Below are 20,220 nucleotides of genomic sequence, written 5' to 3' on the forward strand. Positions count from 1 at the left end.
GCCGAGATATGTGGTTCTATGTGGTTCGGGCATTACGGTGGGACACGAGAACCTCCGAGCGGATGTGGGCCTTAGACAAGCCACACCCCACTCGGAGGTTCTCTTCACATCAAGCCGACACGCCCGCTACCAACGTCCTGACCGGGTACATCTAGCGCGGGAGCTGAGTGCCGAACGGAAAGGGTTCGAAGCGCACGGACGTGCGCTCCAGCCTGGCCTCGCACCCGCGGCAGCGCAGTGCCGGGAGCAGCCAGGAGCCACAGTCGCGGTGGCGGAGCTTCGGACCGAGCGGAAGCTCGTCGGGATGCGCGACCTGTGTCCACGACAGCAGGAACGCAAAGATCGGGAACAGCCCTCGGCCGCGCGGGGTCAACACGTAGTCGCGACCGGTGCCGTGTTCGCTCCGGGTGAGTATCTGCACCTCGGACAACCGCACCAGTCGCTCGGTGAGCGTCGTCGGCGAGATCTTCAGGATCGACTGGAACTCGCCGAATCGGCGAACCCCCGACAGCGCCAAGCCCGTGACAAGGGCGCTCCAGCGGTCACCGATCGCCTCCATGACCTCGGTGAACTGCAGGTCGGCCCGGCTCACCGACGGGGCATTGCGGGTCGATCGCCGTCGCCCGCTCCGTGCCACGAGCACCAACGATTCGGGGTCCAGTTCGAGTTGCGCGTCCCGCGTGCCCACGGCGCCGTCGCAGTGCCGGCACATCAACGCCGGTGGCCCCCGGTGACCACAGTCGATGTGCACCAACTCGGGTTGCAGCAGCCCCTCCGGGGACCACTCGCGCTGCCAGGCCCAGACGCTGGCCAGGATCTCCCACGTCGCCATGCCGAGTTCGGTCAGGAGGTAGTCGTGGCGGTCGCCGCCGTCCTGTTGCGGCCGGCGCTCCATCAKCCCGGCCTCTACCAGCGCGTTCAGTCGTGCCGTCAGCATGGCCGGTGGAGCGCCGGTACGGTCGATCCACTGGCTGAAGCGCCGCACATGATCGACGAAGGCCTCGCGCAGGATGGCGAGAGTCAGCCGGTCACCGAGCAGGTCGATCGTCTGGGCAACCGGGCTCTGAGGCGCGGCGGCCCCGGATTCGGCCACGTCACCCACCTCCAGGCACTGCCCGCGACGATCGCATCCTGTCGGATCGTCTGTCAGGCCTCCAACACAATAGCGATGCCCTGGCCCACGCCGATGCACGCAGCCGCGACCCCGATTCCCCCGCCGAGCCGGCGTAGATGACGCAGGCAATCGACCACCATCCGGGCCGCCGAGGCGCCGAGCGGATGCCCCAGCGCGATGGCGCCGCCGAACGGGTTGACCCGATCTACCGGGATGCCGGGCAGTTCCCGAAGGCAGGACAGGACCATCGCGGCGAACGCCTCGTTGAGCTCGAGCACTCGAACATCGGCGAGCCCGAGACCCGCACGGTCCAGGGCCTTCTCGATGGCGGCCACAGGGGCCAGCGCGAACTTGTCGGGCTCGGTGCCCACGACTGCCGAGGCCAGCACCCGGCCGAGCGGTTCGACACCGAGTTCGTCGGCAGCGGCGCCGGTGCCGACCAGGGCCGCGACCGCTCCGTCGCTGATCGGAGACGAATTCCCGGCGGTGACGCTGCCGCCGCTGGAGAAGGCGGGCCGCAGCGCGGACAGGGTCGCGAGGTCGGTCTCGCGGATCGATTCGTCCCGGTCGAGGTTCGGGTGCGGCGCGACGAAGCTGTCGTGCACGCCGTCCGCCCACGCCCGGCCCGCCAGCTCATGGGACCGAAGCGCCCATTCGTCCTGCTCGAGCCGGTCGACGCCCACCTGCTGCGCCACCAGCTCCGCCGATCGGCCGAGCGTCTCCACCCAGGCCGCGGGGAATCGGGGGTTCGGCATGCGCCACCCGACGGTGGTGGAAATCAGCTCCATCGACCGAGGAAACGCGGCGTCCACCGGCGGAAGTACGTACGGAGCGCGGCTCATGCTCTCCGAGCCGCCGGCGATCGCGATCTCGGCGTCGCCCACTTCGACACGCCTGACCGCGGACAACACCGCCTCGGCGCCGGAACCACACAGCCGGTTGACCGACACCCCGGGAATCGTGTGGGGAAGCCCCGCGAGCAGCAACGCCATCCGGGCCACGTTCCGATTGTCCTCGCCCGCGCCGTTGGCATTTCCCCAGACGACGTCGTCGATGCGGCCGGGATCGAGCGTGGGATGCCTGCGGACCAGGTCCGCGATCGGAAGGGCGGCCAGGTCGTCGGCCCGGACGTGCGAGAGCGCCCCTCTGACCGCGCCGAACGGGGTCCGGACTGCATCGATCACCCACGGTGCGCGGCGGTCGGATGGGGACAGGCGTCGGGTCATGCGGGACTCCTCCTCTGCGGGCTGGGCGGCCCTTGCGAAAACCCGCCCGGTCGTTGTCTACTTCAATAACTGTAGCGAATGGAGGGAGTCCCATGTCCATAGCCGAGGTGGTTCGAACCGCGGCCGATCGGTACGGGCCCGCGATCGCGATCCAGGACAACTGCGAGTCTCGAACGTTCACCGAACTGTCGGACCGGGCACACGCGCTGGCCGGGGGCCTGCACGGTCTCGGCATCGCGGCGGGGAGCCGGGTCGTGGTCCTACTCGGCAACTCCGCCGCCGCGGTCGAGGTCGATCTCGCGCTGGCGATCGGCGGGTTCGTCCGGGTCTCGCTCAATCCACGTGTGGGCCGGACGGATTGGGAACGCGTCGTCCACGACTGCGCACCGGACGCACTGATCGTCGACCCGCGGATAGACGGCGCGGCCGAGTTCGCCGCCCGGACGACCACGCCGACCGTGATCTCCGTCGGCGGGACGTCGTCGACCGGGCCTTCGGTCGACGAGTTGGCGACCGGTGTCGCGGGCCGCACCCCGTTACCCACACCCGAACCGAGTTCGCTGTGCGCGCTGCACTATTCGTCCGGGACCACCGGGATCCCCAAGGGCGCCCAGCGGACCCACGCGAACCGGCTGGCCTCGCTGGACGCGATGCGCGACCACGTGCTCGCCGGCACCCTCGACGGAGCCGAGCCGGCGGTGTTCCTGCACGCGGGCCCCGTCATTCACACCAGCGGCTTGTTCGTGCTGCCGTTCCTCGAGGCCGGCGGGCGGCAGGTGCTGCTCGATCACGTCGGCCCGGCAGGTCTGATCGACGCCGTCGAGGCCCACTCCGCGACGCACACCGCGCTGGTGCCCACAGTCATCGCCCGACTGCTGGACTTCGACGACGATCGGCTGTCGGTGATGCGACGACGCATGCGCATGCTCGCGTATGCGGGCGCACCGATGCCGGTCGAGCACGTCCGGCAGGCGTACCACCGCATCACGCCCAATCTCGTGCAGTACTACGGAATGGTCGAGGCGATCCCACCCCTGACGGTGCTGACCGCAGCGGACCACCGCCGTGGCGTGCTCGAGAACGCCGACCTGCTCGGCTCGGTGGGGCGGACCTGCCCGGGGGTGGACATCGCGTTGCGCGCCCTCGACGACACCGTCCCCGACGGCGAGGTCGGCGAACTCGTCGTCGCCGGCCCCGCCGTCAGCCCCGGCTATCACAATGCCGGCACGCGAACGGATTTGGGCAAGAGCCACGTCGACGGCCACCTGCACTCGGGCGACCTCGGCTACCGCGACCCGGACGGCTACATCCACCTGACCGGCCGCAGCAAGGACATGATCATCACCGGCGGATACAACGTCTATCCCCGCGAGGTGGAGGAGGCGATCTCCGCGATCCCCGGCGTCGACGACGTCGTCGTCGTCGGGCTGCCGGACGAGGTGTGGGGGCAACGCATCGTCGCCGCGTACACCTCGGGGGCCGCGGAGAGAATCGACGGCGGCGGCGTGCTGGCGGAGAGTCGCAGCCGTCTGCCCGACTACAAACGCCCCAAGGCCGCGCACCGCGTCGACCGTCTCCCGTTGACCGCGCTGGGCAAGGTCGATCGGGCGGCGGCCACCGAGTTGCTCGACGCCCTCGTCCGAGCCACATCGTGAACGCACGCACACACTTTCACCGACATATCCCCACAGAGGACACCATGACCGACTCGTTCCTGACCACCCTGCGTCTGCCCGTCGTCGCGGCACCGATGTTCCTGGTGTCCGGCCCGGAACTCGTCACCGCCGCCTGCACCGCCGGCATCGTCGGCTCCTTCCCGACCCAGAACTGCCGTACCGCGGCGGATCTCGACACCTGGATGGGATCGATCACCGATCAGCTCCGCGCGGCGGAGGCCACCACAGCCCCGGTCGCCCCTTGGGCGGCAAACGTGATCACGCACAGCAGCAATGCCCGCCTCGCGGACGATCTGCGCCTCATCGCCGAGTACAAGCCGCAGATCGTCATCACCGCACTCGGGTCCCCGAAGCCCGTGATGGACATCGTCAAGGGCTACGGCGGCACGGTGATCGCCGACGTCGTGAACCTGCGCCTCGCGCACAAGGCCGCCGACGCGGGCGTGGACGGCATGGCCTGCGTGTCGGCCGGCGCAGGCGGACACACGGGCCACCTGTCGCCCTTCGCGTTCACGTCGGCCGTGCGCGAGTTCTTCGACGGGATGATCATCATCGGCGGCGGCATCAGCGACGGGCACGGTGTCGCGGGTGCGATCACCGCCGGCGCCGACCTGGTCTACATGGGCACCCGGTTCCTGGCGGCCGCGGAGAGCATGGCCGTGGACGGGTACAAGCAGATGATCGTCGACGCCGGGCCCGACGACCTCGTGGTCAGTTCCGCGATCACCGGCACCCCGGCGTCCTGGCTCAAGCCCAGCCTCGTCGCCTGCGGACTCGACCCCGACAACCTGACACGTCCGTCCGAGGAGAAGAACTACACCGCCGGCGCGGAATCGATGAAGCGCTGGAAGGACGTCTGGGCGGCCGGCCAAGGGCTCCAGCCCATCCGCGCGATCGAACCGGTGAGCACGATCGTCGAGACGATCGAAAGGGAGTACGTCGCGGCGCTGCAGCGGGCGAGTCAGGTGATCACGACCGCCGTGCGTTGAGTTCCTCACGGCGCTCGAGCGAATGAACGGCAGGCACGTCTCACTCACGAATTTGCCGGGGCCCGGAACCCGCTCAACTCGGAAGAACCGCTGAAGGCGTTGGAAAGAACCAATCTTTGCATTCTTCTGTGGGCTGCACGGTGCTGCGATAGCGTCCGCGAATCGGGAGTCGATGCCGACCGTCGGTATCGAACGCGACTACACGGGAGCATGCCAATGAATCGCCGTTTTGCTGCGAGTCTGATGTTCGTCACCGCGGGAATCTTGATGGTGCCCGCGGCCGGCGCCGCCTCGGCGGCTACGCAGGGGGTCGGGTCCGTGTACTGCGCCTCCGGTGAAGTCAAGTCCGAAGATGGTTTGTCCTGCGCCACGACGGACATCAATGGGGAAATGGGCACCGGCTCCAGCGTATTCGGCATTGACCTCACCGACCTCGTGTCGCTGATCGGGTCGATCGCGAGCAGCTGAGCGCGGCAGGCGGTGCGATTCGCATCGCGGCACGTCCCGGCGCGGGTCCGCAAGGATCTGTGCCCGCGCCGGGACATGCCGGATCGAGGCAGACATCGCGAAGCCAGGTGGGGCGGGTCTTGGTCCCCGGGGTCAACTTTCGTGGTGAACGGTAACGGTGTCGTTCCGATCCCAAACGGCGACAAGCAGTTGGTCGGTGGGCTTGTCAGCGCCGATTGCGAAGTCGAGTGCGAGGACACGTTCCGTCGCCGCCGGGCTGATCGCGATGCCTACGAGGACCAGATGGTCGAGGAAGACGCCGTCGGTGACAACCTCACCGGTGTCCACGTCGAACAGGTCGCACACCATCTCTTCGGGAATCTCCTCGAGATGAAAATCGCGAAACAATGAACTCGTCGACCGGGGATCGGTCAGCTCAGCGGCGAAAGCGACGAAGGCCGCAGCGACCAAAGTCTGCACATCGCTGAGAGCCGCTTCTGCCTTGTCGAGTTCGCTCTGGTTCAGCGTCTCATCACCCTGAATCCAATACCATGCACCCGCACCGAATCCGTCTATGCCGGCAGGAAGCACGGCSCCGACCAACGCGTCGTCACCGAAATCGAGGTGGCCCGCGAACCGGCTCGTCAATTGACCCATGATCCGATCGTGCCATCCATCCGGGACGGGAAGTCGCGCCGCCCAGTTGATCTGGCGCCCGGACGGATCGAAGGCCCGACGGTCAGGACCCAACCAGTTCCCTTACACTGGTCCGGCAATGAAGCTCAATGGGGGGACGACCGGTCGTCCGAGGGCCGCCACGACCGATCCGACCGAAGACACCGGCTCACTCGCGGCGGATCTGCTCGTCATCGCGCGGGCACAGCGCGAGATGTACAACGACCCGCTCGCCAAGGGGCTGCTTCCGCTGATCCTCGATTCCTGCTTTCGGGATCCGATCACCGCAGATGCCTTCTCGGAACAGTTCATCCACCGCCAGCGCGCGGCGACCGTCAAGGTGCCGGAGAGAGCGATCGCGCGCGGCGAGATCGGGCCGATCGCGGACACGACGTACCTCATCGACCAGCTTTACGCGCCCATGCTGTTCCGTGCGGCACTTCCGGGCATGGCGCCGATCGACGAGGACTTCGAACGTGCGATCGTCGCATCGGTCCTCAGAGACCTGAGAGTCGCGAACGCGGAAGACGTGGTCGCTCAGGCCGTCCGGCAGCTGGACCCGATGCAAGGAGGCCATCATGGCGAAGCGTAAGACCCTGCCGAAGGAGTTCGACGCGATGCTGGAGACCGCATCGCTCGACGATCTGAAGGCGGTGTTCGACAGGACGTTGGTCGATGCCCGCGGCGGATCCGGAAAGCAGACCGCCCTCGGATTCGTCGAGTGTCCGGACGAGCTGATCGTCTGGCTGGTCGAGCAGGGACTCGATGTCGATACCGCGGACCTCTATGAGGACACCCCACTCTGGACGAGAGCATCGAGGGGCCGCGCGGAGCAGATCCCGCTCCTGCTGTCGCTCGGGGCGGACATTCAACGACCGAACCGGTACGGCGAGTCGCCCCTGCACGCAGCCACGGGAGGCCAACGCCCCGACGCGACGAGGGTGCTGCTCGAACACGGCGCCGATGCTCGAATCCTGAACGGCAGGGGCGAGACACCGATGCTCTCCGGCCTCCGACGCACGCAGAACTTCTTCATCCCGGGTATGGCCCGCGTCGCGAAGCTACTCCTCGACGCCGGGGATCCCGTGACCGACGAGATGCGGGCCGCGGTGACCCGGATCGGCACGGAGTTCGAGTTCCACCGGGACAACTTCAACCCCGACTTCCTCGACGAGACCGATGCCGGCCTCGCGGAGCTCTACCGGTTGTTCGGCGTCACGCCCGTTGCCGGCCGTCGGCGACACGACGGCGTCTCGCCGATCGCGGTTCCCGCGGGCGCGTGGCAGGACCAGCATCAGGCGCTCTGGGAGTTGCTGGTGCCGTCGAACGGCCCTGCGGCGACCGTGCAGGGCGAGGTGGTCCGCCTCACCGGACGGATCGCGAGGGAGATCCTCGACGACGGAAGCCCGAACTGGGGACGCGACTTCAGGAACATGCTCGCCGCGCTGCCCGAGCACTATGCGAGCGGCACCCCGCTCCCGGCCGGCGAACTGCAGGAGGCCCAAAGCCTCTCGCGGGCCTTGAAATCCGGCGACGGGGACGACGCACAGGTGTATCGCCTGAGCGAACTCGCGGTCGCGTGGGTCAGTTTGAATCCGAAATCGGTACCGCTGGGGAAGGTGAACTATGGGCGTTGACTTCGACGAACTGGAGCTGCGTCTGATGCGCGAGTTCCTGGAGAGTGCGTCCGCGACCGAGTGGTTGGTGACCGCACTCGCAACGAACTACGACGGCAAGTCCGAGCTGATCGCATGGATGGCCGCGCATCCGAAGCTCGATCGTGCCACCGCAGCGGCCTTGTACTGGTACTCCCAGCCCGGTTACTACCAGAGGTTCCGCAGCGAGGCCGATGTGCCGTCGGTCAATCGCGCGGGATGGGCGAATGTGCATGTGCTGCAGGACCGTATCGTCTCCGGCACGGTGGCGGTGGCCGGTCCGTCGTTCGACCCGGCGAACGATCTCTCGACTCCGACCGGGAATCMGAAGCACCCCGGCCAGGACTGGACGGCGGAAGCGCTGGGCGCACAAGATGATCCGGGATGGCTGATCCCTCCGGTGATGTTCGAGTCCGTCACCGGAGACGACGTCGACATCCGCGGCTACGTGGAGTCCCACGGATGGAACGAGGGGATGCCGCCTTCCGTGCTCGATGGGCTCGAAGCTGCATGGCGGGAAGACGACGAGGACGAGGACTAGGACGAGGACGAGGACGAGGACGAGGACGGCGAATGATGACTTGCTATGCGGAAGTCGAGAACTCCGTTCGTGAGTGTGCAACCCACGCTACGGCCGAGGCGCAGGCCGAGTTCGGGCTCGCGGTCACGCGGGAACTCCTCACAGCGGATGGAGTGGCGGCGGCAGCGGCAGCAGAGCTGACGGAGGCCGGGGCACGCGCCGTCAGCGCGGCGGCCGACGGAGCGGGTACGGCGTCTGCCGAGCAGATCCGGGCCTGGATCGAGGAGATCGACGAGGGCGATCTGTCGGATGGCGACATGGATCCGGATCTCCTGCGCGCGATCACCGCGCTGGAGACGTGGGCCGCCTATCTGGAGGATCGATCGCCGGGGCGGATCGCCGCACTCGGCATCGCACTGCTCGAGCAGGCGGACTTCCAGGCAAGTGGGGCGCCGTTGGATGACTTCCTCGCGCCGCCGGAGACGCGGCAGGCGTTCGAGTGGATTCGTGCGGCGCTCATCGAGCCGGCGATGCATGGAAGGGAGCCACGGGCTGTGTTCGAGAACAGCATCACGATCGATGGGGCGGACAAGACGGCTGTCCGGCGAGCCTTCGTCGATGGGGCGGTGTCGCGTCGCCTGCGGATCACAGGCGCGATCGCGCTCCCGATCGCGCTGCTCGTCGGCATTGTGGCGGCGGTGTCGGGTCGCCCCATCGGGGTGTTCGCGTTCGGGGTAATCGCCGCCCTCATCCTTCTGCTTGTCGTCTTCGTGGTCATCCTTCGTCGCGTTGCCGCGAAGGCGGTCGACGACGGCATGGGTGTCGGATCGCGACTCACCGTGCGGATCGATGCGGACGGGCTGGGGTTGGACGGCGGGTTCGGCTCATCTCGCGCGCCGTGGAATTCACTCTCCGACGCGGTGCGCATCAAGGACGGCATCGTGTTTCGGAACACGGCGGGGAAGGCGGCGTTCTTCGTGCCGGGTCGCGCGCTCGACGACAGAGCACTCGCGCTGGCCCGGCAGTACATCGATCGGGATCGGACAGGGACCGGAGATGAGTGACGAGGGTCGCGATCAGACATGGCGTGATGACAAGGAGTGCGTCGCGTGAGCGAGACGTGCGCCTGGGCTCGGCTCTTCCATGCCTATGGCGTGGCGATGGACACGCCCGCACATCTGGAGGCGTTGGCGGGTGCCGACGAGACAGCGTTCTCGACGGCGATGGAGCATCTGTACAGTGCGGTGCTGCATCAGGGCACCATCTACCCGGCAACGGCACCCGCGGTTGCCGCTGTTGCACAAGCCGTCTCGTTCTGGAGCGGCGATGCGGACCGGAAGACCGCCTCAGCGCGCCTGCCTGCGCTGGCGGATTTCCTCGATGCGGCGGGCGACAGTCTGACCCAGGCCGGGGAGCTGCTCGAGGACGAAGGCGAGGTCGTGCCGCCTTCGGACGAGGAGGCACGCGAGTTCTTCGAGACGCTGGCGTCCGACGATGAAGAAGAATCGGAGGAGGCGTGGGAGTCGCCTGTGGCAGGCGTGCTCATGACCCTCGCCATCCCGGCGCTCCGGCAGCAGACGAACCCGGTTCTGGAGGGTCTGCTTCAGCTCATGGGATCGGATGCCGTCACCCACAAGGCTGGGGCGGTGAGCGCGCTGGCGCGGTGGAACGGCAACTCCACCGCGCTGTATCAGCACCGAGTCGCCGCAGCGCTGTGTTCCTTCGCCGACAGCGCCACGGAGCGTGACGACCGGGCCGCGGCTGTTCTCGCTCTCGGCACCGTCGGAGCCGACGTCAGCGGCTGGCTCGCCGACGCCGACCCGGCGATCCGCGCGTGTGCCGCAATGCATCTGCCGTCTTCCGGGCAGGCGGCGGAAGAACTCGTTCGTGCGTTGACTCAGCCGGAAGAGGTCGACCAGTGGTTCGAACAGAAACCGAGCAGCTTTCCCATGCACGTCCGGTTCACGCTGCTGAACTCGCTCCTGCTACGGGAAACGTCCTTCGCCGCGATCCTGCCGGCGGCCGTTGCGATGGCGCAGCTTTCGACCCCGTACACGGCCGACAACGACTGGGGGCCGTTGCTTCGTGCCGCGTTCCCCGAGGTCGAGTTCGTTCCGGGCGAGTACCCACCGGTACCCGAGAACATCGGCGCGCCTCAGCGACAGTTCCTCGCGGCTTTGGTGGCGAACGAGAAGTTGTGGGGAACGAACATCGGCAACGCGGGTCTGGCGCTCATGCGCGTCGGCCTGCCGTATGACCGAGATGCGATCATGTTGCTGCTCAACGACGGGACCGGAGATGAGTGACGAGGGTCGCGACCAGGCGTGGCGGGACGAGCTGATCCGCCGGGGCGGCAGCATCCATCAGGACGAGGCGGAGCCGCTCAGCGATGAGGAGGACGCCGTCCAGCAGGCAGGCATCGATCGGTACCTCGCAATGCTCGATGCTCTCGACGGGCAGGCCGTCGAGGCGGAAACCGTCGAGGCGATCCTGTGGTCGTTGCACCCGCTCGACGACTACGGCATCTACGAGGCCGCCTACGGTGTTCTCTCGCAAGCCGATCCGGCAACGGGCGGAGCCGCCACCGCCCGGGTGCTGCCGAACTGGCTGGAGTCGCGCGGGGATCACGACAGCATCCGCACCGGCTCGATGTTCGTCACGGGTAGCGAGGACGCGACCCGCGCGTTTCTCACGGCGACCGACACCTGGGGCGATGCGCAACGCGCGCTCGTGCGCCGAACGCTCGGCCGCTGGGTCCGTGACGACGAGCAGTGGGAACCGATCCACGAGGCACTCGGCGGCACGAACAGGAAGCCGGTGCTCGACCCGATCCCGGACGACTGGCCCGAAGACTGGAGATCCGCCGCCGAGGCGTTCCGCGAGAGCGGTCGGGTCGATCGCGCCTGGACGAACGAGAAGGACTTCCCGAGCAACTTCGACCGCGTGTTCGCGATCATGGAGCTCGGCCACGACGTGCGCTGGCGGGAGGTGCCCGACTTCCTCAACGCGCTGCTCATGCGTCGGAGGAACGAACTCCCGAAGTTCATCGGTGCGCTCGCCGCGCTGCCCGACGATCGCCGCGAACGGATCGTCCTGGCCGTCGACGCCGCGCGCCCGGACACCGCCGAGTACCTGCGCGGGCTCTTGGAAGACCGCGAACGCCGCAGCTGATCGACGAATACCAGGCCTGTCGAAGGGCTCATCCCGGTCGCCGGGATCAACTTTCGTGGTGAACGGAGCTGTCCGACCCCAGCCGGCGGGATGCCGGGGAACTGATCGCAGGGCTGAACAGTGCCTGCCGCAGCGCGGACGCGGCCCGGCCCATTGCTTCAGGGCCCGATCGTCCAACGCCGACCATGTTCGCGAAGGAGTGGATGAGTCTGCGTTCGATGACATGCTCTACCGCGACACCTGCGTCGCGCAGTTTTTCGGCGTACTCATTGCCCTCGTCGCGCAAAGGATCGAACCCGGCGGTCACCACGTAGGCGGGCGGCAGTCCGGTGAGGTCACCGTAGATCGGGGACAGTAGCGGGTCTGTCCGGCTAGTCCCGGCGGTGACATAGCTGTCCTCGCTGGTGGCCACGAAACGTTTGGACAGGAAGAACCCGCTCGCATAGGTCGATCGGCTGGGGCGTCTGACGGCGAAATCCACCACCGGGTAGATCAGCAGCTGGAATACGGGCGGTACCGCAACTTCCCCCTGAACGGCGCGCTGAGCGAGCACCGTGGCGAGATTTCCACCCGAGCTGTCGCCACCGACGGCAATTCGGGTTGGGTCGATGCCGAGGCCGGTCGCGTTGGCGGTCACGAACGAGTACGCGGTCTCGACGTCGGCGCCAGCGGCGGKGAAGGGAAACTCGGGGGCGAGCCGGTAGTCGACCGCCACGACGCGGATGCCCGCCCGCTCCGCGAGGAAGCGGCACATCGCGTCATGGCTGTCGAGGTCGCCGTACACGAAGCCGCCGCCGTGGACGAAAAACAGGGCAGGGGATGCCGTGGCCAGACCGCGCGGGGTGTAGAACCGCAACCGGAGCGGACCAACTGGCCCGTCGATGTCGAGATCGGTGGCCGCGCCGATCGGCAGGTCCCCACCGACGGTTCTGGCGCTGCGGACGAGTGCGCGACGCCCCTCCGGGATCGGCTGTTCGTCGAATGGCTTGCCCTCGACCCTTTGCAGCCTGAGAATCAGCTGCATCTCGGCGTCGAGGATGTTGCCCTCGACCTCCACGGGCTGCCCCGCCAGGCGCCGGATGGCGCCGGAAGGCAGCGCCAGCAGGGCCTGTGCCGTGCGCCGTTTTGCGGAGTCGATCGCCYCAGCCATACGGGAGAGTCTATCGGCTGAACAGCGGATAGGTGAGGTGTTGGTCGCGCGTGACTGCGAGCGCTGCCGGAGCGCAATTGCTCGGGTCGGGAAGTTTCGACTTGCACAGGAGTCGGCAGCAAATCTAGCCAGAACTCAGACCAACAGGTGGCCGATTTCAGTCATCCGCGCAGGTTAGGGCCAGTCGATCAACACGTCGAGCTTGTCAATCAAGGTGGGTCATCTTGCTAGTTTCGCTTCATCTCAACAACAGCTGCAGGTTCGGTTCTACTTGTCCGAGCCACCTGGTGGAGACCGAGAGTAAGCGTGGCCGCGCGGCACAGTGCCTCCAGCGCTCATACTCGGCGCGCCGGCGGGCATGATCCGCCGCTGTTCCTGGCCACATCTGCGATCGCCACTTCTTTGGGGCGACGCGCTGACGGCGCTGATGCTCCCCGCCTTCGAGCTGAACGGAGAGTTCCAGAGCGCCATGGCCGTCGAGCATGCCTGAGCCGACGAAGTCGGGCAGACGCCGRCCGCGTCTCAGCGCGATCCGAACTGAGCCTCAGCGACCGAAGAGACGGCCGAAGAACCCGCCCCGGCCCGACGCGAGCGGCGCCCACTCGAGATTCCACAGCTCCTCGACCGTGATTCCGGCGAGGCGGCAGACGAACTCCAGGTGCGCGTCCTCCGGGTCGTCCTCGGTCTCGAACACCGCCTCGGCGTCGATCGGGGCGCCGAGGTCTTCGGCGACCTCACGCTCGGCGAGCACTCGGAGGCGGGGGTCGTCGCCGAACGACTGGACCACGTAGACGTCGCTCGTGCCACCGAGGGTGACGAGCACCGTTCCCGCGGGCGGCTCGGAGAGCTGCGGAAGCTGCTGGAGATCGAGATCGGGATCCACGAGCAGCACGTGCGCGCCGACCTGCGCGGCCGACGGGCCGGCCGCGGTGCTGCGGCTCGCGCCGTCGAAGTCGGTGGTCGATTCGGCGTCAGCTCCGAAGGCCGAGAGGTCGGTGTTCGGTACGAAGCCCAGCATGAAGTTCATCGACATTGCGACAGCCTAACGACCGGTGACGACAGTTCCCCGGATCGAGAAGCAGCCGGGTTGGCGCGCGCTACTCGCGGTCTGCCCGCCCGTCCGCGTACTGCGCGACCACGCGGTCACGCCATGCGCGGAAGTCGTCGAAGTTGCCGGCGAGCGCCTGCCGTAGCTCGGCGGCGCTGTTCACCCAGTCGATGTCCTCCCGATCGGGCACATCTTCCGGGGCATGGTTGGCGCCGGGGACGACATAGGTCGGGTTGCCCTGCAGATTGGCGATGAGGAACCCCGCCGCGACGCACAGCTCATAGATGAACGTCGTCTCCTCGTCCGACAGCGAGGCGTGATCGATCCCACCGCTCAACGGCTCCTCCTGATCGAGCGGGTCGAGGTGCAGGTCGGTCCAATGCCCGTCGAACGAGAGCGCCTGCCCGTCCGCATCGACGAGAAGCGAACCTCGGCCGGCGCTTCCCGCCGCGCGCAGGCCGCGCGTCTCGAGGAAAGCGGCGACGGCATCGCGATCCGCGTCGCGCTGCTCGTCTCCCTGGACGCGTACGAAGATCAGCGAGAATCCCATGCCCGGAATACTGTGCCATCGCGCGCACCTCGGCAAGGAAGACAATGACGGTCGCGGACGATGCCCTGCTCACACAGTGCGAGCTACCGAGACGGCACCTCGCTGYGGATCCCAGAGCATCAGGCCATGGCTCAGTGCCACCTCCATCAGGACGCCTGTGTAGCGCGCAACCGCCGAATGCGGGGCATGGATGATGATCCATGCGGTCTCGCCATCTCGACCCGAACTCGCGATCAGTGCGTTGTCAGGATCCGTCGCCTCACCCGGAAAGGGGGCAGCGATCTCCGCAAGGACCGCCTCTGCGTCGAAGTCCCCCATCGCCGGATGTCCATGTTCCTGGGTAATTGCATGCCAGGCTTCGAGGACCATAGCGGTCTTCGTCGTCGCAGCGCGTTTCCAGATACCGAAGTCGTAGCTCATTCACACTCCAATGACGCGTCAGTGTCCTGCTGGCGATCCAACCATCGAACACCAGGCGAGGCAGGCGCAACACTCTTGGTTCATGCTGCCGCCAAGCGGATGCGGGCCGACTCGACCACCCCGGCGCAGAGTTGCGGGTCACCGGCCACGACGGGCTGCGGCTGACCGCGTTCGTCACCACCATCTGCTGCCATTTGCCGGATCTGGAACTGCGGCGCCAGCATCGGGCCCACTGCGAGGACCGCATCCGGACCGCGAAAGAATTTGGACCACAGAACCTTCCGCTACACGGATCCGATCAGAACCGGATCTGGCGGGCGATCGTGGAGCCGGTCTGCGAGTTGACAGCGTGGACGCAACTGTTCGCATTCGAGGGCCACCCTGACCGACGGTGGGAACCCGAACAGCCACGGCTGCAGACTTTTTCGATTGCCGGGCGCATCACCCTGCACGCCCTCCGCATCCATCTACGATTGTCCACGCACGCACCGCAGGTCGACCTACTGACCGCCGGACTCAGGCGCCTCGCGGCACTGCCGACACCGATCCGAAACCGCTCAGGCCAGCACGCGGGGCTCGAGAAAGATTGAGGCTAGGTCTCCGATCGAACGAGAAACCCGCCGGGGGTAGGTTCCGGACGAACTTCTCCGATCGTCCCGCGACATCAACGTCTTTCACGACAGATGACCGCGAAATCCGGCCGTAGACGGCCGTTCCCACGGGCCGTGCGTCACAGGGTCGATCATCCGGCGGATCRGGGATGTTCTGTACTCAGGTGGTCGCTGACGGTGTCCGCGATGTCGCCGAGGACCTCGAGTTGCTGAGGGGTGAGCAGGTCGATGAAGCAGTGCCGTACGCTCGGCGCCTACTGCGTGGGCTGCTGCTGGATCCTGATGGGATTGCTGTTCGTCGGCGGCGTGATGAACCTTCTGTGGATCGCGGCGATCGCCATCTTCGTCCTGCTGGAGAAGATGATCCCGTTCGGTGACGTGAGTGGACGGTTCGCGGGCGCAGCGATGATCCTGGTCGGCGCGTTGAGTTTGGGCCTGTGAGGCGCGCGGCACTCATCCGGGTGACTCGACCGCGTCGGCGTCCACAACGTCCCCGGGAACTACAGCCAGTCGTGCTGGAAAAGGTGGTCATAGCCGATGGCGAAGGTGAGGTCGGACGGTTCCACCATCACCGTGCGCCGGTCACCGACCTGCGGTCGCACGCTACCTGTGGGCACCTCACAGCCCGCGTCGAACGTGTCAAAACCCGGGCCACTGATACGGACCRTCAGTTCGGCGATGTCCTGGCCCTCGTCGCTGCCCCGGATCCGGTTGACGGCGAGGATCTCCGCCGTCGCCGCGATCCCAGCGGCCCGGAATCGCTTTTCGTCCCAACGCCACCCGTAAGTACTGACTGCAAGCCCGATTCCGATCGGGAGGGTGAAGACTCCCCACCACAAGCCGGTCGCCAGCGAACCGTCGGCCCACCCGGCAATCGGCCCGGCCAGGATGAGACCACCCGCGATCGAATACGTCATCACCCCGCCGGCGGGACCGATGAGCTCGACCTGTCGCGGCCCCTTCGCGTTCTTGTTGGACACCTCGACACCCTATGTGTGGCACCACGCTTACAACGCGCCGTTCGCTTCCCGGGCTCGGATCCGGCCAGCGGGAAATTCCTGTACGCGGGCTCCCCGCCCCGCCACGTGTCCTGTTTATCGATCGCCGAACGCGACACCGGATCGAGAGCTGCGGAATGGAAGCCCAGGGGAGAATGTTCACCGCCAGCCTCCTCATGCCGGCGAGCCGTCTTGTGCCCCGGCTGAGCTGTGCGTGGGGACGGAGACCAGAAGCGAAGGACGACATGACCGGCAAGCACTTCGAGCTGACCGACGAAACGCGAAACTACTTCGGCCGCAACCTGCATCGCATCCGTGCCACACGCGACATGCCACGGTACGGCGTCCGCAAGGGCGACGTCGGAGGGTGGGTTGAATGCGAGCGCAATGTCTCCGGGTACGCGTGGGTGTCAGGCGACGCGAGGGTGTTTGGCGACGCATGGGTATCCGACAACGCGGAGATCTCAGGCAACGCGGAGGCCTCAGGCAACGCGAGGGTGTCCGGCAACGCGGAGGTGTCCGGAGACGCGCGGGTGCACGGCGACGCGCGGGTATACGGCGATGCCGAGGTGTACGGCGATGCCACCGTGTTCGGCAACGCGGACGTGTCCGGAGACGCGACGGTGCACGGCGAGGCGAGGATATTCGGCGACGCGGAGGTCGAAGGCAACGCCAGCGTGTACGGCAACGCGGACGTGTCCGGCGATGCGAGGGTATCCGGCCACGCCGAGGTGTACGGCCGAGCAACTGTCACCGAGCGCCAGGACATCCTCGTCGTCTACCCCATCGGCTCCCAGTCCGTCGCCGCGACTCTCACTCGCACCGCCGCCGGCCACAACTTATCGGTCGGGTGTTGGCATGGCGGCACCATCGACACACTGCCTGCAGAGGTAGATCGGCGCTCACAGACGTGGCCAGGATCAGAGCAAGATCATGCCCGCTGGCGCGCCGAGCACGAGGCGCTGGAGGCGCTGTGCCGGGCGCGTATCGCTGGGTGGAAGCGTACGGACGAAGGCCCTGCTACCGACTGTCCTGTTTGACGATCGCGACCAACGGTAGTCCGTGGTCCGGGCACCCCTGATCGCCTCGGTGTCGTCGGTGTCACAGCACGTTTCCTAGGATCGGGGCGTGCCCGATTCAAGATCACCCAAGACCCGGGCGCGGGACATCGACCGCGCGGAGACCTGCAGCCTGCTCGACGCTGCGTACGGGGACGGTCAGCTCGGTGTCGACGACTACGAGGCGCGCACCGCGGCCGCGATGCACGCGGAGACGCTCGGCGATCTGTGGGCACTCACCGAGGATCTGCAGGTCCCAGACCATCTTCGCGAGTCGCCGGAGTCGCCCGCCGACGAGGCCGGACAGTCGCACCGCCGTGGCCTCGTCCTGGMCGCGATGCTCGTTTCGGCGGTGGTGGTCTGCGGCGTCATCGGCTACCTGCTGTCCAGCAGTGTTGCCGGTGGTGACCAGTCGACCGGTGGTTCAGGATCGACTGCTGCCCAGCCTGCGGCGGCCGGTGAACCGGACCCGATCGCGGTCGAGCCGATCAACCTGCACACCGCCGACGGCATCCGCGAGTTCGTGCGATTGTTCGAACTGCAGTTCCGCGACACGATCGCCGACGATGTCGATCTGTACCGGGACGACGCCATCGTCGTGCGGATGGTTCCCCAGCAGCCGCACCGGTACCTGCGGTGGCGGTTCACCGGCGGGTTCGAGCAGTGGACCAACCTGCCCGGTCTCCGGGATCGGGATCGGGAGACGGTCGACCTCGCTCAGCTCGATGCCGACCGCATCGGTGGCCTGATCACCGGCGCGCTCCAACAGGTGCATCTGCCCAGCGGACGCATCGATCGTGTCGCGATCCGCGCCAACGACGGCCAGTCGCTCGTCACCGTGTACGTCGTGGACAACGACGAGTCCAGAGGGAACGTGACAGCGACACTCGGCGGCGAGATCGTGGAAGTCCAGACCGCACGGCAGGGGTGACCATGGCGACCAACCGCCGCCGACGGGCGACGACCGTGCCGGTACGTGCTCGGGACATCGACCGGGCCGACGCCCTCGCCCTCCTCGACGCCTCCTACGAGACCGGGCAGCTGAGCCCCGACGAACACCGGTCGCGCGTCGAATCCGCCGCCACCGCAGCGACCCTCGACGAACTCGACCGGCTCGTCGGTGACCTGCAGCTCACCGACGAGGTCGTCGGGAGAACACGGTTCACGCCGCCACCCCCGGACCCGCAGCCCGCGCCGTCGACTTCCACTGTGTCGGCTTCCACTGCGTCGACCTTTCCGGGATCCACGCCACGGCGCCGCGCCGTGGTCCTGGCCGGGGCAGCGCTCGCAGGGGGGCTGCTGTTCGTGACGCTGGTGGGCAAGGCGCCCGACTCGGGAACGAACTGGGCGGCGCCGGAGACCTCGGACAGCTCGGCGCTGTTCACGTTGGCAGGGTTCGGGCAGATGCTCGACGACATCCAGCGTGAGTTCGGCGACCTCGTCGTCGACCGCATCACCATCTACCCTGACCGCGCCGAAATAGAGCGACCCATCGAGGGTAAGCCCGGCCAGGACCAGAGCTACCGCTACCAACTCATCTCCGGTACAGGAGAACTCACCGACCAGGGCACGTCCTCGCGTAGCAGTGACGCGGTCCCCGACGATCTCACTCCGCTCCGGCAAAACCTGCCACGCGTGATCGGGCTGTTCTCCGGAGCAGACCGCACCCTCCGGGTCGAGAACCCGACCTCGGCGCACGTGATCATCGGAGCGAGCGGGCCGATCGTCGAGATGAACCTGACGAACGACGAGCAGGGCACGACGGGCTACCTCAGCGTCGGGTTCGACGGGGTCATCCGACGCATCCACCGATCGGGCCAGTGAGCGCGGACCAGCTTCACGCGATGTCGCGGGTACGGGTGACCCACCAGCCCAGGCCGCTTTCTCGAATGAGCTCGACAAAGTTCAACGGCACGGCCCACAAGATCATCTGTATGTCATTGGTGGTTCAACCCGCTGACAGTTGCTGATGGCCCGAAGGTGCCCAACATGGGTGTCCTGTTTGACGATCGGTGAGCGGGACTGGGACAGGTCGTAAGAAGGCGGGCAAAACCACGACCTCAAGTGCAAATTGGCGATTCAGACGAAGCGCCGTTGAGCTTCGACATCCAAGCGACGCTCATCATGCTCACCTACGCAGGATGCCGGCGCACCTCCCGACTGCGAGCGTGGCCGGTGCCCGGTCGCTGTAGATTGCGGCCGCGGCATCGGCCGACAGAGGCTTCGAGGCGTCGATCCATTCCCGTTTCCCCGGCGCGCGGAACCGCTCCAGGTAGGCCGCCCGATCCACCGCCGTGAAGGCTTCTGCAATCGCGGCACTGAGCCCAGGGATGGACGTCAGGACGTTCCGACGAAAGACGCCCGGGAACCCCCCACCGCCTTACCCGTCACGTCAGCTCCCCTCCACAGTCATGATGCACCAAGTCCGACCGCCCTCGGCCAGATCCACGACGAGCGCCCATGGACCAGCACGAAGGACACCCGGCGATCGTCGTCGCAACCGCGATGCAAGGGGGGATGCAAGGGGGAACGTGACACCTCAGGCGTGGTTCGTGCCGTGATCGGCGAACTCGGCAAAGCTCTCCACCTGGTCAAGGTCCGGGTCGAGGGCGCGGGCGAGCCAGAGTTCGTACCAGTCGAGGAACGTCAGCGGCTCGCGGGTGTCCGGGTGGAGCACCGGCAGCGCGGCGGCGTGCTCGTAGCTGTGCCACCACACCTGCCCCGCGGCCGGGCCGCGCAGGATCAGGAGGTCGTACGTGCCGCATCCCTCGTTCGCGAGGAATGTCGCGCCTCGGTGGATCCGGCCGATGTTCTCCGTCCACTGGAACTCGGAGTCCTCGGCGGCGGGCGGGCAGGGTCGCTCGGCGGTGAAGGGGAAGTCCGCGGCGTAGTCGATCGCGGCGTCCTCGGCC

Annotated in this window: 21 protein-coding genes and 2 pseudogenes; 14 read left to right on the plus strand and 9 right to left on the minus strand. The window is 67.2% G+C overall.

Going from position 1 to position 20,220, the window contains the following annotated elements; translation table 11 throughout:
• Positions 1-151: 151 nt before the first annotated feature.
• Positions 152-1,093, minus strand: coding sequence for a winged helix-turn-helix transcriptional regulator (locus AB4Z09_RS26750; RefSeq protein ID WP_442241119.1), 942 nt, complete (start codon positions 1,091-1,093; stop codon positions 152-154).
• 53 nt (positions 1,094-1,146) lie between these two features.
• Positions 1,147-2,340 (minus strand): thiolase family protein, encoded by a 1,194-nt coding sequence (locus tag AB4Z09_RS26755; RefSeq protein ID WP_442241120.1) that lies wholly within the window; start codon positions 2,338-2,340, stop codon positions 1,147-1,149.
• Between the two features lie 92 nt (positions 2,341-2,432).
• Between AB4Z09_RS26755 and AB4Z09_RS26760 the strand changes: the two genes are divergently transcribed.
• The 3 genes from AB4Z09_RS26760 (at position 2,433) to AB4Z09_RS26770 (ending at position 5,473) form a co-directional block, all read left to right on the plus strand.
• Complete coding sequence (locus tag AB4Z09_RS26760) at positions 2,433-3,995, plus strand: class I adenylate-forming enzyme family protein (RefSeq protein WP_442241121.1); 1,563 nt, start codon at positions 2,433-2,435, stop codon at positions 3,993-3,995.
• A gap of 44 nt (positions 3,996-4,039) precedes the next feature.
• Positions 4,040-5,005 (plus strand): NAD(P)H-dependent flavin oxidoreductase, encoded by a 966-nt coding sequence (locus tag AB4Z09_RS26765; RefSeq protein ID WP_442241122.1) that lies wholly within the window; start codon positions 4,040-4,042, stop codon positions 5,003-5,005.
• Between the two features lie 216 nt (positions 5,006-5,221).
• Positions 5,222-5,473: a hypothetical protein gene (locus AB4Z09_RS26770; protein ID WP_114724392.1), complete on the plus strand. Its 252-nt coding sequence runs from the start codon at positions 5,222-5,224 to the stop codon at positions 5,471-5,473.
• 132 nt (positions 5,474-5,605) lie between these two features.
• Here the strand turns inward: AB4Z09_RS26770 and AB4Z09_RS26775 are convergent, their stop codons facing one another.
• Entirely contained in the window at positions 5,606-6,109 is a 504-nt protein-coding gene (locus tag AB4Z09_RS26775; RefSeq protein WP_174914054.1) for a DUF2004 domain-containing protein, read from the minus strand.
• Positions 6,110-6,155: 46 nt separating this feature from the next.
• Between AB4Z09_RS26775 and AB4Z09_RS26780 the strand changes: the two genes are divergently transcribed.
• From AB4Z09_RS26780 to AB4Z09_RS26805, 6 genes are read left to right on the plus strand one after another with little or no spacing between them, the layout of a single operon-like run.
• Entirely contained in the window at positions 6,156-6,719 is a 564-nt protein-coding gene (locus AB4Z09_RS26780) for a TetR-like C-terminal domain-containing protein (RefSeq protein ID WP_442241123.1), read from the plus strand.
• Complete coding sequence (locus tag AB4Z09_RS26785; protein WP_174914058.1) at positions 6,706-7,764, plus strand: ankyrin repeat domain-containing protein; 1,059 nt, start codon at positions 6,706-6,708, stop codon at positions 7,762-7,764. The genes AB4Z09_RS26780 and AB4Z09_RS26785 overlap by 14 nt, the downstream gene beginning before the upstream one ends.
• The gene (locus tag AB4Z09_RS26790) at positions 7,754-8,323 is read left to right on the plus strand and encodes a DUF4274 domain-containing protein (protein WP_442241124.1); all 570 of its coding nucleotides are present in this window, start codon (positions 7,754-7,756) and stop codon (positions 8,321-8,323) included. The genes AB4Z09_RS26785 and AB4Z09_RS26790 overlap by 11 nt, the downstream gene beginning before the upstream one ends.
• Before the next feature lie 32 nt (positions 8,324-8,355).
• Positions 8,356-9,366: a hypothetical protein gene (locus AB4Z09_RS26795; protein WP_442241125.1), complete on the plus strand. Its 1,011-nt coding sequence runs from the start codon at positions 8,356-8,358 to the stop codon at positions 9,364-9,366.
• 45 nt (positions 9,367-9,411) lie between these two features.
• The gene (locus AB4Z09_RS26800; RefSeq protein ID WP_174914063.1) at positions 9,412-10,608 is read left to right on the plus strand and encodes a hypothetical protein; all 1,197 of its coding nucleotides are present in this window, start codon (positions 9,412-9,414) and stop codon (positions 10,606-10,608) included.
• Complete coding sequence (locus AB4Z09_RS26805) at positions 10,601-11,473, plus strand: hypothetical protein (RefSeq protein ID WP_174914065.1); 873 nt, start codon at positions 10,601-10,603, stop codon at positions 11,471-11,473. Before AB4Z09_RS26800 ends, AB4Z09_RS26805 begins: the two co-directional genes overlap by 8 nt.
• A 46-nt stretch (positions 11,474-11,519) precedes the next feature.
• On the opposite strand, the gene AB4Z09_RS26810 is transcribed toward AB4Z09_RS26805, so the two are convergent.
• The 4 genes from AB4Z09_RS26810 to AB4Z09_RS26825 form a co-directional block, all read right to left on the minus strand.
• On the minus strand, positions 11,520-12,623 hold the full coding sequence (locus tag AB4Z09_RS26810) for an alpha/beta hydrolase (RefSeq protein ID WP_442241126.1): 1,104 nt from the start codon (positions 12,621-12,623) through the stop codon (positions 11,520-11,522).
• A gap of 544 nt (positions 12,624-13,167) precedes the next feature.
• Positions 13,168-13,656, minus strand: coding sequence for a hypothetical protein (locus AB4Z09_RS26815; RefSeq protein ID WP_442241127.1), 489 nt, complete (start codon positions 13,654-13,656; stop codon positions 13,168-13,170).
• Between the two features lie 64 nt (positions 13,657-13,720).
• Positions 13,721-14,221, minus strand: a complete 501-nt coding sequence (locus tag AB4Z09_RS26820; RefSeq protein WP_174914069.1) for a hypothetical protein — start codon at positions 14,219-14,221, stop codon at positions 13,721-13,723.
• A 69-nt stretch (positions 14,222-14,290) separates the two neighbouring features.
• On the minus strand, positions 14,291-14,641 hold the full coding sequence (locus AB4Z09_RS26825; RefSeq protein ID WP_174914071.1) for a hypothetical protein: 351 nt from the start codon (positions 14,639-14,641) through the stop codon (positions 14,291-14,293).
• Between the two features lie 116 nt (positions 14,642-14,757).
• Here AB4Z09_RS26825 and AB4Z09_RS26830 point away from each other — a divergent pair.
• Together AB4Z09_RS26830 and AB4Z09_RS26835 are read left to right on the plus strand one after the other, a co-directional pair.
• Positions 14,758-15,231 (plus strand): annotated as a pseudogene (locus tag AB4Z09_RS26830) (transposase); the annotation flags it as partial.
• Between the two features lie 249 nt (positions 15,232-15,480).
• A complete protein-coding gene (locus AB4Z09_RS26835) occupies positions 15,481-15,693 on the plus strand; it encodes a copper chaperone (protein WP_114724405.1) in 213 nt (70 codons plus the stop codon).
• Between the two features lie 59 nt (positions 15,694-15,752).
• On the opposite strand, the gene AB4Z09_RS26840 is transcribed toward AB4Z09_RS26835, so the two are convergent.
• Positions 15,753-16,232: a hypothetical protein gene (locus tag AB4Z09_RS26840; protein WP_442241128.1), complete on the minus strand. Its 480-nt coding sequence runs from the start codon at positions 16,230-16,232 to the stop codon at positions 15,753-15,755.
• Positions 16,233-16,495: 263 nt separating this feature from the next.
• On the opposite strand from AB4Z09_RS26840, the gene AB4Z09_RS26845 reads away from it, so the two are divergent.
• The 3 genes from AB4Z09_RS26845 (at position 16,496) to AB4Z09_RS26855 (ending at position 19,132) form a co-directional block, all read left to right on the plus strand.
• Entirely contained in the window at positions 16,496-17,290 is a 795-nt protein-coding gene (locus AB4Z09_RS26845) for a polymer-forming cytoskeletal protein (RefSeq protein WP_174914077.1), read from the plus strand.
• Between the two features lie 88 nt (positions 17,291-17,378).
• Entirely contained in the window at positions 17,379-18,239 is an 861-nt protein-coding gene (locus tag AB4Z09_RS26850) for a DUF1707 SHOCT-like domain-containing protein (protein WP_442241129.1), read from the plus strand.
• A gap of 2 nt (positions 18,240-18,241) precedes the next feature.
• Positions 18,242-19,132: a DUF1707 SHOCT-like domain-containing protein gene (locus tag AB4Z09_RS26855; RefSeq protein WP_442241130.1), complete on the plus strand. Its 891-nt coding sequence runs from the start codon at positions 18,242-18,244 to the stop codon at positions 19,130-19,132.
• Between the two features lie 715 nt (positions 19,133-19,847).
• Here AB4Z09_RS26855 and AB4Z09_RS26860 read toward each other — a convergent pair.
• Positions 19,848-20,220, minus strand: a pseudogene (locus AB4Z09_RS26860) (hypothetical protein); the annotation flags it as partial.

The organism is Rhodococcus sp. TAF43 (assembly GCF_052113525.1).
GTDB lineage: Bacteria > Actinomycetota > Actinomycetes > Mycobacteriales > Mycobacteriaceae > Prescottella.

Bases quoted from the DNA above. Each gene is read 5' to 3' on its own strand.
- AB4Z09_RS26755 (WP_442241120.1), bottom strand. From the start codon at position 2,340: ATGACCCGACGCCTGTCCCCATCCGACCGCCGCGCACCGTGGGTGATC.
- AB4Z09_RS26760 (WP_442241121.1), top strand. From the start codon at position 2,433: ATGTCCATAGCCGAGGTGGTTCGAACCGCGGCCGATCGGTACGGGCCC.
- AB4Z09_RS26765 (WP_442241122.1), top strand. From the start codon at position 4,040: ATGACCGACTCGTTCCTGACCACCCTGCGTCTGCCCGTCGTCGCGGCA.
- AB4Z09_RS26770 (WP_114724392.1), top strand. From the start codon at position 5,222: ATGAATCGCCGTTTTGCTGCGAGTCTGATGTTCGTCACCGCGGGAATC.
- AB4Z09_RS26785 (WP_174914058.1), top strand. From the start codon at position 6,706: ATGGCGAAGCGTAAGACCCTGCCGAAGGAGTTCGACGCGATGCTGGAG.
- AB4Z09_RS26795 (WP_442241125.1), top strand. From the start codon at position 8,356: ATGATGACTTGCTATGCGGAAGTCGAGAACTCCGTTCGTGAGTGTGCA.
- AB4Z09_RS26805 (WP_174914065.1), top strand. From the start codon at position 10,601: ATGAGTGACGAGGGTCGCGACCAGGCGTGGCGGGACGAGCTGATCCGC.
- AB4Z09_RS26815 (WP_442241127.1), bottom strand. From the start codon at position 13,656: ATGTCGATGAACTTCATGCTGGGCTTCGTACCGAACACCGACCTCTCG.
- AB4Z09_RS26820 (WP_174914069.1), bottom strand. From the start codon at position 14,221: ATGGGATTCTCGCTGATCTTCGTACGCGTCCAGGGAGACGAGCAGCGC.
- AB4Z09_RS26835 (WP_114724405.1), top strand. From the start codon at position 15,481: ATGAAGCAGTGCCGTACGCTCGGCGCCTACTGCGTGGGCTGCTGCTGG.
- AB4Z09_RS26845 (WP_174914077.1), top strand. From the start codon at position 16,496: ATGACCGGCAAGCACTTCGAGCTGACCGACGAAACGCGAAACTACTTC.
- AB4Z09_RS26855 (WP_442241130.1), top strand. From the start codon at position 18,242: ATGGCGACCAACCGCCGCCGACGGGCGACGACCGTGCCGGTACGTGCT.